The following is a 13748-nucleotide window of genomic DNA, read 5'->3' as shown; positions in this document are numbered from 1 at the left end:
TCTGGCCCGAGGATAGCGCAGAGTACCTGCACTTGACCACGAGCGGAACACAACTGGAGAAATCATCATGAAAAAGCAGAAGAGATTTTCCCTAAGAAATGGCCTGTTAGGCATTGCAGTTCTGGGCCTGAGTAGCGCAGCAATGGCCAGCCCCATTGATCTGCAACTGAACATCGGCACACCGGCGTACTACCCGCCTGCGGTCGTCGCTAGTCCACCGCTGATGGTTTGGCTGCCCAGTTTGGGAGTGTACGCGGCCTATGGCAGTTCTCAGCCCATTTTCTATGGCGGCTCCAGCTACTACTATTATTACGGCAATCGTTGGTGGTCAGGTCCTGGGTATCGCGGCCCGTGGCGCCCGATTGCGGCACCGCCCCCGGGATTACAGCGCTGGCATCCCGGAGACTGGCAACGCGTACAGAATGAAGCCCACTATCGCGCGCGCGACCCACATTGGCGGCATTTTCGGCCGCAAGCCCGGCCGCAGCCGCCCGTCCCCCAGCAATACCGGCCACACGGATCGGATCACGGTCCCTATCACCCGCAGCATCCACAAGGGCCGCAGCGTGAATACGGTCCGCATGGAGAGCAGCGGGGAGGACATGGTCCCGATCATGGCAACCCCGGCCGCGGAGATCATGGGCCAGGAGACCGTGGTTGGCAGGGCGACCATGGCCCTGGCCGCCCCTGATTCTGGTCGCTCCCTCAGGAAGCAATCTTCTCGTTAAGCCACGTCCTTGCCTCGGCCATCGCCGCGTCCAGCCCTTCCGCTTGCGCGGCACCGGCCTGAGCCATATCGGGCCGCCCGCCTCCCTTGCCCCCCAAAGGCTGAGCAACGACATTCACTAGTTCACCCGCATGGACCTTGCCATGCAGATCCTTGCTGACCGCCGCCAAGAGCGACACCTTGTCATCGGCCACGCCGGCTAGAACGATGATGCCGGAGCTGATTTCCGAGCGCAGACGATCGAGCACCTCGCGCAGGGCCTTGGCATCCATCCCATCCAGGCGTTGCAACAGAACCGGGACATCCTGAATGCGCTCTACCCGCGCGGCCAGATCGGCACCCGCGCTGGCGGCCAAATCACGCTTGCTGCGCTCCAGTTCCTTCTCCAGTTGCCGCAAGCGTTCCAGGGTCTGGGCCAGACGCTGATCGAGTTCGGCGGGGGCTGCCTTGAGCAAAGCCGCTGCCCCGCGCAGACGTTCCTCATCCTGCTGCACACTGCGCAAGGCGGCCTCCCCAACGACGGCCTCGATACGGCGAACCCCCGCGGCGACGGCGGACTCACTCAGAATCCTGAAGAAGCCGATCTCTCCAAGGGCAGCGACATGGGTACCACCACAAAACTCCAGCGAGTGCTCCCCCATCAGCACAACCCGAACTTCCTCGCCGTATTTCTCGCCAAAGAGGGCCATGGCGCCCAAGGCCTGGGCCTCGGCCAGGGGCAATACCCGCGTCTCGGCCTGCACATTGGCGCGAATGGCCGCATTTACCTCACGCTCGATGGCCTGTAACTCCGCCGCCTCCAGAGGCTCGGGATGGCTGAAGTCGAAGCGCAGCCGTTCGGCATTCACCAGCGATCCTTTTTGCTGCACATGGCTGCCCAAGCGCCGGCGTAGTACCGCATGCAGAAGATGCGTCGCTGAATGGTGCGCGGCGGTGGCAGCGCGGGCGGCGGGATCGACCACTGCCTGCAGGACCTGCCCGACATGGACGCTGCCACGTTCCAGGGTGCCGATATGCACATGCTGGCTGGGCACCGGCTTTTGCGTGTCCGTCACGGTAAAGAGTATTTCCTGACCATGGAAGAGCTTGCCGACGTCACCCGCCTGTCCACCCGACTCAGCATAGAATGGCGTCTGATCCAGGATGATCGCGGCGGACTGGCCCGCCGCCAGACTGTCCACACTGGCGCCATCGCGCACGATGGCAAGCACGCCCCCGGCCCCATCGCAACCGCCATAGCCCAAAAATTCCGTAGCCGGTAGATGCATGGCCAAATCGTGATAGATCTTTTCCGCCTTCACCGCGCCGCTGCCCGACCACGCGGCGCGGGAGCGTTGGCGCTGCTCGGCCAGGGCCGCGTCAAAGCCCGCCATGTCCATCTCCAGGCCACGCTCACGGGCGATATCGGCGGTCAAATCAACCGGAAAACCGTAGGTATCGGACAGGCGAAAGATGACCTCGCCGGGGATGGGCGCCCCTGCCGGCAGTTTGGCAATGGCCTCGTCAAGGAGATCGAGCCCGCGCTGTAAGGTCTCGCGGAATTTGTCTTCCTCGCGATGCAGCTGCCGCTCGACCTCGTGTTGTGCCTGGCGCAGCTCTGGGTAGGCGTCCCCCATGCTGGCAACCAGCGGGGCCACGAGACGATAGAAAAATGCATCCTCGACGCCCAGCTTACGCCCATGCCGCACCGCACGGCGGATGATACGCCGCAGCACATAACCACGACCTTCATTGCTCGGCATGACGCCATCGGTGATCAGGAAACTGCAGGCGCGAATGTGATCGGCCAAGACCCGCAGACTGGTATCACTTTCGGCGCTGGCACCATAAGGGGTAGCGGCAAGCTCTGCCGCGGCGGCGATCAGCACCTGAAAGATGTCGGTGTCGTAGTTGTTGTGTACGCCCTGCAGGACCGCCGCCAGTCGCTCCAGCCCCATACCGGTGTCGACCGAAGGCTTGGGCAAGGGCGTGAGCTTGCCCGAACTATCCCGGTCGTATTGCATGAAAACCAGATTCCAGATCTCGATATAGCGGTCACCGTCGGCATCGGGGCTTCCGGGCGGACCGCCAGGGATTTCCGCGCCATGATCGTAAAAAATCTCGGAACAGGGACCGCAGGGGCCGGTATCGCCCATACTCCAGAAGTTGTCCTTGTCGCCGCAGCGGGAGAAACGCGTTGCGTCGACTTTCATCTCGTCGAGCCAGATCGCGGCCGCTTCGTCATCCTTTTCGTAGACCGTCACCCAGAGTTTTTCGGCTGGCAGTCCCAGGGTCTCGGTGAGGAAACGCCAGGCAAACCGGATGGCTTCCCGCTTGAAGTAATCGCCAAAAGAGAAATTACCGAGCATCTCGAAGAAGGTATGGTGCCGTGCGGTGTACCCTACATTTTCGAGATCGTTGTGCTTGCCGCCGGCGCGCATGCAGCGCTGGGTGGAGACGGCCCGCGCATAGGGGCGCTGCTCCAGTCCCAGAAAGGTATCCTTGAACTGCACCATACCCGCATTGGTGAAGAGCAGCGTCGGGTCATTACGCGGCACCAGCGGGCTGCTGGGGACGATCTGATGCCCTTGGCTGGCAAAAAACTCCAGAAAAGCGGTACGGATGGCTGCTGACTTCATGTGACTCCCTGAACGATACTCGGCGGGGCTCACTCCCCATCCGCGAAAAAATCTTCTCCGGCCAACGCCTTGCGAATCAAATCGGGAGGAAAGCCCCGCCCCTGTAAAAAACGCGCCCGGCGTGCCCATTCCTTGGCGTCGCCAGGTGCCTGCTCACCAAAACGCTTCTGCAGCACCTGCCGCGCCCGTGCCAGCCAATCGACCTCCGCCAGCAAGACGCGGTCATCGCCTGCACCACTCGCGCGCCAGTCCTGCGCCACCCGCACGGGGCCCTGACCACGCGCGGCTCGACTGCGCATCCGCGCCTCACGGTAGCGGGCATCGCTCAGATATCCGCGCCCTTCCAAACTTGTAAGGACCGCATCCACCGCCTCAGCGGCGAAGCCGGACTGCCGCACGAGGCGAGATCGTAACTCGGCGCGGGCGTATTCTCGGCGCGCCAGCAATCGCAGGGCTGCGGCCTCGATGGCCGCCTCCCCGTCACTCATGCCTCGGCTTCGGCGAGCCCCGGAACCTCTTCGGCAAAGGCCAGCGGGTGACCCAGGGCCGCGGCACGCACTTTGTCCTCGATGGTCTTGGCTACCTCCGGATGCTCTTTCAGATACTGGCGGGCGTTTTCCTTGCCCTGCCCGATCCGCTCCGTACCGTAGCTGTACCAAGCCCCGCTCTTTTCCAAAATGTCGAACTTGACACCCAGATCGACCAGCTCCGACAGACGCGAAATGCCTTCGCCGTAATAGATGGCGAACTCCGCCTCGCGAAAGGGAGGAGCCACCTTGTTTTTGACCACCTTCACCCGGGTATCGTTACCAAGGACCTCGTCGCCCTTCTTGATGGCGCCAATGCGGCGGATATCCAGCCGTACCGAGGCGTAAAACTTGAGGGCATTGCCGCCGGTGGTGGTTTCCGGGCTGCCATACATGACACCGATTTTCATGCGGATCTGGTTGATGAAAATGACCAAAGTATTGGTACGCGAGATGTTGGCGGTGAGTTTGCGCAGCGCCTGGCTCATCAGACGCGCCTGCAGACCGACGTGCGAATCGCCCATCTCGCCCTCGATTTCCGCCTTGGGAGTCAGGGCGGCCACAGAATCAATGACAATGAGATCGACGGCACCGGAGCGCACCAGCATATCGGCAATCTCCAGCGCCTGTTCGCCGGTATCCGGCTGTGAGATGAGGAGATTTTCGAGATCCACCCCGAGCTTCTGCGCGTAGGTGGGATCGAGGGCATGTTCGGCATCGATGAAGGCCGCGGTACCGCCGGCGGCCTGACAACTAGCGATGGCGTGCAGGGTCAGGGTCGTTTTGCCGGAGGATTCCGGCCCATAGATCTCGACGATACGCCCACGCGGCAGCCCGCCGACGCCCAAGGCCAGATCCAACCCCAGGGAACCCGTGGAATAGACGGCAATGTCCTTGACGGCGCTCTGCTCGCCCAGGCGCATGATGGCACCCTTGCCAAACTGGCGGTCGATTTGCGACAGGGCCGCGGCCAGCGCCTTGCTCCGTTGATCATCCATCTTGCCATCTCCTCGTTGGGGTACCCGGGCATTCTACCCGAGGGATTCGCTCAGACCAATCTTGGGATGCTCACTCTCTGCCAGCAAACCCAACAAGCCACCGATGGCGACCGAGCCGGCAGCATATTGCACTGCCCAGCGATCACCGGCGAAGAGCAACGTGCACACCTGCCGTCGGCTGCGGCTTGCCCAGCCCAGACAGACGGTGCCTACCGGTTTGCCGGGCACCGCGCCGCCGGGGCCGGCAATACCGCTGACCGCAACGGCAAGGTCGGCATGACGCAGGGCACCATCGAGCATCTCGCCAACCACGGCCTCGGAGACCGCACCATGCGCCTGCAGTGTCTCGCCCGAGACCCCCAGCATCTCTTCCTTGGCGGCATTGCTGTACACCACAAAACCCTGGCGCAACACTGCAGACGATCCCGGCAAGGCGGCAATGCGCGCGGCAATTCCGCCAGCGGTGCAGGACTCCGCCGTCGCCAACTGCCAGCCGCGGCTCGCGGCCCAGCGCAACAAGGCCCACTCCGGCGGCGCCAGATCCAGTACCAGTCCGTCCCCATTTCCCACCCAGATTTCTCCCGGCAAAGCGGCGTCCGCTGGGGTCACGCCAAAGCGGGTGCGCGGCATTGCCGCAAGCGGCCAGTGGCGACACAGATATTCTGCAAGCCTCGACCAGTCTAGGGGGTCGAGAAGGGCTCCACCGGCGGCTTGCCAGGCAGCGGCATTGGCAAAGTCTCCCAGGGCCACGCCAATCACAGCATTCAATGGTAGCTCGCGGCACAGGGTCAAACGCACGGGCTGCCCCGCCCCCTCGATCCAGGCCGCCACCCGTTGCGCCATAGGCAAGGCAGCGGGGTGCAGAGGGAGATAAATCGGCAATTCAGAGTGCATGCTCGTGCCCCCATTGTGTCGGCAACGGTCGTTCTTCGCCCTGCCAGAAAAGCCGCACACCCGCCGCAGGCGGCAGAATCCGCCCTACCCTGCACAAGGGCGTCGCTGTCCGCCGCGCCGCGTCCTGCAGCTCGCCGGCCAGGGAGGGCGGCGCGCAAAGGATCAACTCGTAATCGTCGCCACCGGTGAGGGCCGTGCGCGACAGTCGTTCCCCATCCTCCGCCACCCACTCCGCCACCGGCGGACTCAGGGGCAGGCACTCGGCATCGATGCGCGCACCGACCCGCGAAGCGCGCAAAATATGGCCCAGATCCGCGAGAAAGCCATCCGAAACATCCTGAGCGCAAAGGGCGCGCAAGCGTTGCGCCGCCCGGGCAAAGGCAAGACGCGGCGTAGGACGCAAGCGTCGTTGCTCCAGCCAGTCGGCCCCTGCCAGGGGCGGGTTCTCCTCGCCCCGGCGTGCGGCAAAGGCACGCTCCAGGGCCAGTGCCGCATCGCCCAGGGTGCCGGTCACATAGATGTCGTCCCCCGGCTGCGCCGCGTCCCTCTGCAAGGCCGGCCCACTGAGCAGTCCCAGGGCAGTCACCGTCACGGTCAGCGGCCCATCGCTGGCCACCGTATCGCCGCCCACCAGACGCACGGCAGAAGCAGATGCAAGGGCCTGCCAGCCACGCACAAAGTCGGCACGCCAGGCAGCCGTCGCCAACCCAGCCGGCAAAGCCAGATTGAGCAAGGTCCAGCGCGGCTCAGCGCCCATGGCGGCAAGGTCACTGAGGTTGACGGCCAGCGCCTTCCAGGCCAGATCCGCGGCGTTCACGTCGGCAAAAAAATGCCGCCCGGCTACCAGGGTATCGGTACAGGCCACCAGCGACCGTCCGCCACAATCGAGCACCGCCGCGTCATCGCCAATGCCAATCAGGGTACCATCCCCAGACCGCCCCTGGCCCAGGGCATCCCGCAGTTCGGCAATCAGGGTAAACTCACCGGCGGGCATTCAGATAACGCCCCAACAGATATTCAGTATTTCGCTGCGAACAGGGTATGCTGGCATGTACGGCTGTTTCCTCTTTCGCGTTTGCAACGATGTCCACAGACTCCCGCAACAATCTACCGATTCGCCCGGCGCAAGTCATTACCGGCCGCTTTGCGCCAAGTCCCAGCGGACCCTTGCATGCGGGCTCGGCACTGGCAGCCATTGGCAGTTTCCTGAGCGCCAAATCCCAGGGGGGACGATGGCTGCTGCGTATCGATGACATCGATAGCACCCGTTGTCGGCCAGAGGCTGCCGGGCAGATTCTGCGGCAGTTGGACTCCCTCGGACTCACATGGGACGGCACCCTTCGCTACCAATCGCAATACCGGGATCAATACACCGCAGCGCTGCAACGGCTGCGCGAGCAAGGGCTTGCCTACCCCTGCGACTGTACCCGACAAAGCCTCGCCCACCAACCCTGTAGCTGTCGCAGCCAGCCGCCACGTAGCCCCCGGGCCTGGCGGCTGGATTTGCACACCCTACTTCGCGCCCCCTGGCAAGATCGCTACCTGGGTACCCAGCAATTCATTCCTCCCGAGCAGCCCCCGGTCCTGTTGCGTGCCGATGGGCCGTTTGCCTATCTCCTCTGCTGCGTGGTGGATGATGCCGAACAGGGAATTACCGAGGTGGTCCGCGGGGCCGACCTGACGGCCATCACCCCTCTACAGCAGTACCTGCAAAGGCAACTGGGATTACCGTCGCCCCAATATGGTCACCTACCCTTACTCTATGATGCCAATGGCAAAAAACTCTCCAAAAGCGACAGCGCCGCAGCCTTTGATGCCAGAATCGTCTGGGAACAGAGCCTGCAGGCGCTGGGTTGGGAAACTCCCGCCGATTTGCACGGCGCAAGCCCCGACGACTGGCGCGACTGGGCCCTGGCCGAATGGGCCAGACGCTGGGATGTGTTGGAATGATTCTGTGGCGATGATTTGGGGTATCTGCGGGAATAGGTTTATGGTAGCCAAGGTCAAGCGCAGATGAGCGGAAAGATGCGGAAAACGCGGGGTTTGCCAAGGTACATGGTCCTGATGAGTGCCTGCTGGTTGGCGATGCCAGTCCTGGCACCCTCGGCGCTTGCGCTGCCCATTTACCGCTGGGTCTCGCCCGAGGGCGTGGTCAGCTTTGGCAACCGGCCACCCAAGGATGCCAGAGACGTGCAAAAAATCGGTGAGCAGAGTCCCATATCGGCCACTCCACCGGCGCCCGTCGTGATGCAACCCGCGCGAAAAGCGGAGCAAACAGAGCAGAAAATTGCCAGGGACGAGGAGCTTGCCGCCAAACTCAACCTGCTACGCGCTCTAGAAAACTATCTCGGACAACGGCAGCCACAGATCATCCATGAAGACCGCGGCCCGTCGCTCTTTCTCTATCCGTCCTACCCCTACCAACCCCACCCCGGGCCACCCAGGCCACGCCCGCCACAATCGCCAACGGTAAACAACGGGCTGCCGCAAATCGCGCCGTGGTACACCGGTCCCTGGCCGCGGCAGACACCCTGAGTCAGAGCACGCCGAGCAGGGGCTTACCCGCCGTGGGTCACGACCGCGCCCATCTTGAAGATCGGCATATACATGGCCACCACCAGGGTACCCACCACGATACCCAGGATGACCATGATGATCGGCTCCATGAGGGTTGACATGCGATTGACGGCCTCGTTTACCTCGTTTTCATAGAAATCCGCGACCTTGCCCGACATCACCTCGACGGCACCGGTCTCTTCACCAATGGCAAGCATCTGCGTGGCCATCAAGGGAAACACCCCATCTTCCTTGAGCTTGGTAGAGATACGCCCGCCCGCGGCAACATCGGCGCGGGCATTGAGCACGCTCTTTTCGATGATGGCGTTATTGGATACCCGGGAAAGGGTATCCAGGGCATCGAGAATGGGTACACCGGCAGCCTGCATGGTCGAGAGCGTGCGATTGAAACGAGCCACCGCACCCTTCAGCAAAATATCGCCCAAGACCGGAATTTTCAGGGCATAGCGATCGACAAACACCTTGAATTTGTCACTGCGCCGGTAGGCATAGCGAAACAGAAACACTGCAGCGATGGGCACTACCACCACGATGTACCAGTGCCCGCGCATCCAGTTGGAAATATTGATGACCACCTGGGTCAACAGCGGCAGGGTCGCGCCAAAGCTACTGAAAAGGTTCGCGAAGACGGGAATCACGAAGATCATCAGGATGACCACCACGACGATCATGACGGTAATGATCGCAGCCGGGTAGAACATCGCGGACTTGACCTTTTTGGTCAGGGCCAGACTCTTTTCACGGTAATCCGCCAGACGCAGCAGGATGGTATCGAGAATACCGCCCTGCTCGCCCGCCGCTACCAGTGAAACGAAGAGGCGATCAAAGTATTTGGGATAGTGCGCCAGAGACTGCGACAGGGATTCGCCTTCGTTCAGATGGCGCAAAATGCCCTTGAGCAACTTGCGCATACCGGGCTGGGAGGTGGCCGAGACCAGCAACTCGAAACTCTGCACCAGGGGTACGCCCGCATTGATCATGGTGGAAAGCTGACGCACCATGACCACCAGACTGGCTTCCTTGATTCCCTCCCCGCCCAGGAGCGGCTTGGGCGCCTTTTTGACCACGATGGGGGTAAGCCCCGCCCGCCGCAAGCTAGCCTTGACCACGTTAGCCGAGGCCGCCGTCATCTCGCCTTTTTGCCGCGTGCGTCCATCTGCGGTCTTGGCTTCCCAAACGAACTCGGTCAAATTGACCTTTTCCGTTTGCCGTTGCTGTCCCTTCACGGCGGTTGCCATACCTGTCTCCCCGCTTACCCCGTTTCTCTTGCCCGAGGCAATTAGACGACGTCAGCCGAATTGTCCAGGTGCCAATGGCGTAACTGCGGGTATTCCAAGCAAAGATAGAGGTGCTCGACCTGCTTTTTCTGCGCCTTGGTCAGCAGCAGTCGCACACCCACCAGATCACCGAGAGTGGCGGAGCGAGCCTCACGCCGCACCGTCGTCACCACCGTTTCGCAGTGTCCGCAATCGACGACATCAAACTCCACCAACGCCGCTTCGCCGGGGTCCAGCGGACAATTGGCCAGAAAAAAACTGGCACCATCCAAACTCAGGTCATGCAAAGCCCCCGCAATACTCTCGCCGCTGCGCCGCCGCAGCAGGATCTGACCATCCAGATGCAAGCGCCGGCGCAGGCGGGTCTTGCGTTGATAGAGTAACGCCGGGCGACGGAAGTGATAAACCCCTTGCGAGTCAATCCCCTCCAGGTCACTGAAAAACGAATAAATGCCACCCGCCGTCTCGATAAACACCAACACCTTTCGGTAGCTGCCCCACACCGCATTTCCCTGTGCTCGAAACTGCAGGCCGTGCGCATCGCAGCCCGCAAAAGAGAAGCTGTGTCCCGGATCTTGCGGGTCGGATGCAAAGATGACCGCGCTACTGTCGGCGCCGGCTTGACATAGGCTGTCGGGCACGAATTCGACCATGCTCCGATCAAACTCTCCCACCAACAGCAGGTGATAATCCGCAATGTTCATGCCTTTTCGCAAAGGCAACAAGGAAGCGAGCGGCGTGCGATCCAGGGTGACATCGGTGCTGGTGGTGTTCATCCTTCCTCCTCCGGCTTGGTGAACAGGCCCGCGCGGCGTTCGGCTGGCAAGCCCAAGCCCGAGCCACCGATGGAACACCCAATAGTGGCTGCGCTCATCGCGGATCGCCTTGGCTCGATACAGGCCCTAGTCAATGTAGCGTAACAGATTTGCTGGATCTTGCACGCCGTCTTCCGCTACCCGGCAGATCCCTATACGCGGCCGCACGGCGACCTCTCATTCGTTGACCAATTGCATCTTGACCAGTACCAGCTCCAGCTCCAGCTCCAGCTCCAGCTCCAGCTCGTCCAGATTGCGGTAATCCTTATATCAGCACGACAAATTGAGTTCCAAAATCATTACACGAAGTTGCTTGTTTGATACAGTGGGTGTACCGTCAAAAGGTTTTTACTATTGGTCATTGCACGGAGGAAATTGTCAATGGGCCTCACGTTTGATGACTCAGAACTAGGGATGACGCTTCCTTTCCGGGGAGAATTGAATCTTACGGAATACCTAGAAGCGTTGCTTCCCGAATTCGCGGAGGTAGCAGCGACAGACTCTGGCCGATCTCCTTTGTGTAACCGTTCGGAAGGAGAAGCTATAGTCCTGTCTCCAGACCCCAAAGCTCCTGGAGAAGCGTTGCACTACCAGGGCTGTGACCCGCAATCTGGATGTCTGTGTTTTTCGTCTGCATCCCTTTCCCTGAATCTCCATGCCATGCGGCGCGTGTTGCTGTTCGTGTCGCTCGATCGCAAAGTCTATGCGGGCTTTTCTGAAGCGCAAGGTACCGTCGGCGACTTTCTGGTGTTCACCCACCCCCACCACCTCTATTACCGAAAAGTCCGTGCGGATCGGCGAGTTCCGATGGGTGAGGGGCAAGCGATCCTCCGCCTTCAGGACGGCCGCACCCTGCGCTGCCGGATGCATGACTTCAGCCCCTCTGGGGTCAGCTTTCTTACCGAACAGGATATTCCACGCGGGGAGACGTTACTGGTGACTTTCGACATCCCCGATTGCGGAACCTGCGAAACGGTTGCCCGGGTCGCTCGGCAGGAAACACTCCCGAGGGGGAGTCCCTGCAAATACCTGATTGCGGTAAGCATGAGCCTGACCAAAGAGCAGCGAAAAAAAGCCGAACAACTGTACCTGTGCAAAAAAGGGGCACAGGTAAAGCGGATCGTCGATTCTTCGCGATCCTCCATTGGGTAACCCCTTGACACCCTCTCGCGGATGCCTATGATTAGCACTCGACGAGGGTGAGTGCTAATACTCGTCCTCGCGGGTTCTGATTTTGGTCCAATTTCGATGAGGAAAGCTTCTATGAAACTGCGTCCGTTGCATGATCGCGTTGTCATCCGTCGCCTGGAGGAAGAGCAGAAGACTGCCGGTGGCATCATCATTCCCGATACCGCCAAGGAAAAGCCGGTGCAGGGCGAAGTCGTAGCCGTCGGTCATGGCAAGATTCTGGAAGACGGCAAGGTTCGCGGCCTGGATGTGAAGGCTGGTGACCGCGTTCTGTTTGCCAAGTACGCCGGTACGGAAATCAAGGTCGAAGGCGAAGAGCTGCTGGTGATGCGTGAAGACGACATCATGGCAGTGGTCGACAAGTAAGCCATCCGAAATTTTCCCGATATTTTCCACATTCGTTGAAGAGGTGCTTCCATGCCTGCTAAACAAGTAGCTTTTGCTGAAATAGCCCGCGAGAAGATGCTGCGCGGTGTCAATGTCCTGGCTGATTCGGTCAAGGTGACCCTGGGTCCGAAGGGCCGTAACGTGGTGCTCGACAAGTCTTTCGGCGCCCCCACCATCACCAAGGATGGCGTGTCCGTCGCCAAGGAAATCGAGCTGGCCGACAAGTTCGAGAACATGGGCGCCCAGATGGTGAAGGAAGTCGCTTCCCAGGCCTCCGACGAGGCCGGTGACGGCACCACCACCGCCACCGTGTTGGCCCAGGCCATCATCCGTGAGGGTGTCAAGGCGGTCATCGCCGGCATGAACCCCATGGACCTCAAGCGCGGTATCGACAAGGCGGTCATCGCCGTGGTCGAAGACCTGAAGAAGCAGTCCAAACCCTGCAAGACCCAGAAGGAAGTGGCCCAGGTGGGCACCATCTCCGCCAACTCCGATGACTCCATCGGCAAGATCATTGCCGAGGCCATGGAAAAGGTCGGCAACGAGGGCGTGATCACCGTCGAGGAGGGCTCCGGCTTCGAGAACGAGCTCGACGTGGTCGAGGGTATGCAGTTCGACCGCGGTTATATCTCTCCCTACTTCGTCAACAATCAGGACAAGATGGTTGCCGAGCTGGAGAATCCTTACATCCTGCTGCACGACAAGAAGATCTCCAACATCCGCGACATGCTGCCGGTGCTGGAAGGCGTGGCCAAGGGTGGCCGTCCGTTGCTGATCATCTCCGAGGACGTCGAGGGTGAGGCCCTGGCGACCCTGGTAGTCAACTCCATGCGCGGTATCATCAAGGTAGCGGCGGTCAAGGCCCCAGGCTTTGGCGATCGGCGCAAGGCGATGCTCGAAGACATGGCCATCCTGACCGGCGGCCGCGTCATCAGCGAAGAAGTCGGCATGAAGCTGGAAGGTGCCTCCCTGAGCGACCTGGGCGAAGCGAAGAAAGTGGTGATCAGCAAGGAAAACACCACCATCATCGACGGCGCTGGTCAGCAGAAGGAAATCAAGGCCCGCGTGGAGCAGATCCGTCGGCAGATGGAAGAAGCGACCTCCGACTACGATCGCGAGAAGCTGCAGGAGCGCGTCGCCAAGTTGGCTGGCGGTGTGGCGGTGATCAAGGTGGGTGCTGGCTCCGAAATCGAAATGAAGGAGAAGAAGGCCCGCGTGGAAGACGCCTTGCACGCGACCCGTGCGGCCGTCGAAGAAGGCATCGTCCCCGGTGGCGGTGTGGCCCTGGTCCGTGCCCGCAAGGTGCTGGACAAGGTCAAGACCGACAACCATGACCAGGAAATGGGTGTCGCCATCATCCGCCGCGCCATCGAAGAGCCGCTGCGCCAGATCGTTGCCAACGCCGGTGGCGAAGGCAGCGTGGTGCTGAACAAGGTGCTCGAAGGCAAGGACGGCTACGGCTACAACGCTGCCTCCGGCGAGTATGGTGACATGTTCGAGATGGGTGTCATCGATCCCACCAAGGTCACTCGTACGGCTTTGCAGAAGGCCTCCAGCGTCGGCGGTCTGATGATCACCACCGAGGCAATGATCACCGAACTTCCGAAGAAGGAAGACAAGGCCGGTGGCGCGCCCGATATGGGTGACATGGGCGGCATGGGAGGAATGGGCGGCTTCTAAACCTCCCTATTCCAGCGGTAACAGATGGGCTGGCCCTGCGGGGGCCGGCCCATTTTTTTG

The 13748-nt window shown here is 61.2% G+C and carries 13 protein-coding genes; 6 read left to right on the top strand and 7 right to left on the bottom strand.

Annotated elements, in window-relative coordinates; all coding sequences use genetic code 11:
* Nucleotides 1–67: 67 nt before the first annotated feature.
* Nucleotides 68–691 (top strand): hypothetical protein, encoded by a 624-nt coding sequence (locus MQE22_RS05200; protein ID WP_215871859.1) that lies wholly within the window; start codon nt 68–70, stop codon nt 689–691.
* A 14-nt stretch (nt 692–705) separates the two neighbouring features.
* On the opposite strand, the gene alaS is transcribed toward MQE22_RS05200, so the two are convergent.
* The 5 genes from alaS to thiL are packed head-to-tail and all read right to left on the bottom strand — an operon-like array spanning nt 706 to nt 6758.
* Nucleotides 706–3345, bottom strand: a complete 2640-nt coding sequence (gene alaS / locus MQE22_RS05195) for an alanine--tRNA ligase (RefSeq protein ID WP_215871860.1) — start codon at nt 3343–3345, stop codon at nt 706–708.
* A gap of 29 nt (nt 3346–3374) precedes the next feature.
* Nucleotides 3375–3833 (bottom strand): regulatory protein RecX, encoded by a 459-nt coding sequence (locus MQE22_RS05190; RefSeq protein ID WP_215871861.1) that lies wholly within the window; start codon nt 3831–3833, stop codon nt 3375–3377.
* Nucleotides 3830–4870 carry a recombinase RecA gene (gene recA, locus MQE22_RS05185; RefSeq protein ID WP_215871862.1) on the bottom strand — a complete coding sequence of 347 codons (1041 nt, stop codon included), beginning with the start codon at nt 4868–4870 and terminating at the stop codon, nt 3830–3832. The genes MQE22_RS05190 and recA overlap by 4 nt, the downstream gene beginning before the upstream one ends.
* A 33-nt stretch (nt 4871–4903) precedes the next feature.
* Entirely contained in the window at nt 4904–5764 is an 861-nt protein-coding gene (locus MQE22_RS05180; RefSeq protein ID WP_215871863.1) for a CinA family protein, read from the bottom strand.
* Complete coding sequence (gene thiL / locus MQE22_RS05175; protein WP_215871864.1) at nt 5754–6758, bottom strand: thiamine-phosphate kinase; 1005 nt, start codon at nt 6756–6758, stop codon at nt 5754–5756. Before thiL ends, MQE22_RS05180 begins: the two co-directional genes overlap by 11 nt.
* Nucleotides 6759–6847: 89 nt before the next feature.
* Between thiL and gluQRS the strand changes: the two genes are divergently transcribed.
* Complete coding sequence (gene gluQRS / locus MQE22_RS05170) at nt 6848–7714, top strand: tRNA glutamyl-Q(34) synthetase GluQRS (protein WP_215871865.1); 867 nt, start codon at nt 6848–6850, stop codon at nt 7712–7714.
* A gap of 114 nt (nt 7715–7828) precedes the next feature.
* Nucleotides 7829–8299, top strand: a complete 471-nt coding sequence (locus MQE22_RS05165; protein WP_255790208.1) for a DUF4124 domain-containing protein — start codon at nt 7829–7831, stop codon at nt 8297–8299.
* A 23-nt stretch (nt 8300–8322) separates the two neighbouring features.
* Here MQE22_RS05165 and MQE22_RS05160 read toward each other — a convergent pair whose 3' ends face one another.
* Together MQE22_RS05160 and MQE22_RS05155 are read right to left on the bottom strand one after the other, a co-directional pair.
* Complete coding sequence (locus MQE22_RS05160; RefSeq protein ID WP_215871867.1) at nt 8323–9579, bottom strand: type II secretion system F family protein; 1257 nt, start codon at nt 9577–9579, stop codon at nt 8323–8325.
* A 41-nt stretch (nt 9580–9620) separates the two neighbouring features.
* Nucleotides 9621–10394, bottom strand: coding sequence for a PilZ domain-containing protein (locus tag MQE22_RS05155; protein ID WP_215871868.1), 774 nt, complete (start codon nt 10392–10394; stop codon nt 9621–9623).
* A gap of 420 nt (nt 10395–10814) precedes the next feature.
* Here MQE22_RS05155 and MQE22_RS05150 point away from each other — a divergent pair, with 420 nt between their 5' ends.
* The 3 genes from MQE22_RS05150 to groL all read left to right on the top strand — a co-directional run bounded on the left by MQE22_RS05150 (nt 10815) and on the right by groL (nt 13688).
* A complete protein-coding gene (locus MQE22_RS05150; protein ID WP_215873445.1) occupies nt 10815–11585 on the top strand; it encodes a PilZ domain-containing protein in 771 nt (256 codons plus the stop codon).
* Between the two features lie 111 nt (nt 11586–11696).
* A complete protein-coding gene (gene groES / locus MQE22_RS05145; protein ID WP_215871870.1) occupies nt 11697–11987 on the top strand; it encodes a co-chaperone GroES in 291 nt (96 codons plus the stop codon).
* A 51-nt stretch (nt 11988–12038) separates the two neighbouring features.
* The gene (groL, locus tag MQE22_RS05140; RefSeq protein ID WP_215871871.1) at nt 12039–13688 is read left to right on the top strand and encodes a chaperonin GroEL; all 1650 of its coding nucleotides are present in this window, start codon (nt 12039–12041) and stop codon (nt 13686–13688) included.
* The last annotated feature ends 60 nt before the right edge of the window (nt 13689–13748 follow it).

The organism is Acidithiobacillus sp. YTS05, from assembly GCF_024396695.1.
GTDB classification, from domain to species: Bacteria; Pseudomonadota; Gammaproteobacteria; order Acidithiobacillales; family Acidithiobacillaceae; genus Igneacidithiobacillus; species Igneacidithiobacillus copahuensis.
Note: the sequence above shows the minus strand (reverse complement) of the source record. Positions and strands in the feature narration are given on the sequence as shown.

Bases quoted from the DNA above. Each gene is read 5' to 3' on its own strand.
- MQE22_RS05200 (WP_215871859.1), top strand. From the start codon at position 68: ATGAAAAAGCAGAAGAGATTTTCCCTAAGAAATGGCCTGTTAGGCATT.
- groL (WP_215871871.1), top strand. From the start codon at position 12,039: ATGCCTGCTAAACAAGTAGCTTTTGCTGAAATAGCCCGCGAGAAGATG.
- MQE22_RS05180 (WP_215871863.1), bottom strand. From the start codon at position 5,764: ATGCACTCTGAATTGCCGATTTATCTCCCTCTGCACCCCGCTGCCTTG.
- MQE22_RS05165 (WP_255790208.1), top strand. From the start codon at position 7,829: ATGAGTGCCTGCTGGTTGGCGATGCCAGTCCTGGCACCCTCGGCGCTT.
- thiL (WP_215871864.1), bottom strand. From the start codon at position 6,758: ATGCCCGCCGGTGAGTTTACCCTGATTGCCGAACTGCGGGATGCCCTG.
- recA (WP_215871862.1), bottom strand. From the start codon at position 4,870: ATGGATGATCAACGGAGCAAGGCGCTGGCCGCGGCCCTGTCGCAAATC.
- MQE22_RS05155 (WP_215871868.1), bottom strand. From the start codon at position 10,394: ATGAACACCACCAGCACCGATGTCACCCTGGATCGCACGCCGCTCGCT.
- MQE22_RS05160 (WP_215871867.1), bottom strand. From the start codon at position 9,579: ATGGCAACCGCCGTGAAGGGACAGCAACGGCAAACGGAAAAGGTCAAT.
- gluQRS (WP_215871865.1), top strand. From the start codon at position 6,848: ATGTCCACAGACTCCCGCAACAATCTACCGATTCGCCCGGCGCAAGTC.
- MQE22_RS05150 (WP_215873445.1), top strand. From the start codon at position 10,815: ATGGGCCTCACGTTTGATGACTCAGAACTAGGGATGACGCTTCCTTTC.
- groES (WP_215871870.1), top strand. From the start codon at position 11,697: ATGAAACTGCGTCCGTTGCATGATCGCGTTGTCATCCGTCGCCTGGAG.
- MQE22_RS05190 (WP_215871861.1), bottom strand. From the start codon at position 3,833: ATGAGTGACGGGGAGGCGGCCATCGAGGCCGCAGCCCTGCGATTGCTG.
- alaS (WP_215871860.1), bottom strand. From the start codon at position 3,345: ATGAAGTCAGCAGCCATCCGTACCGCTTTTCTGGAGTTTTTTGCCAGC.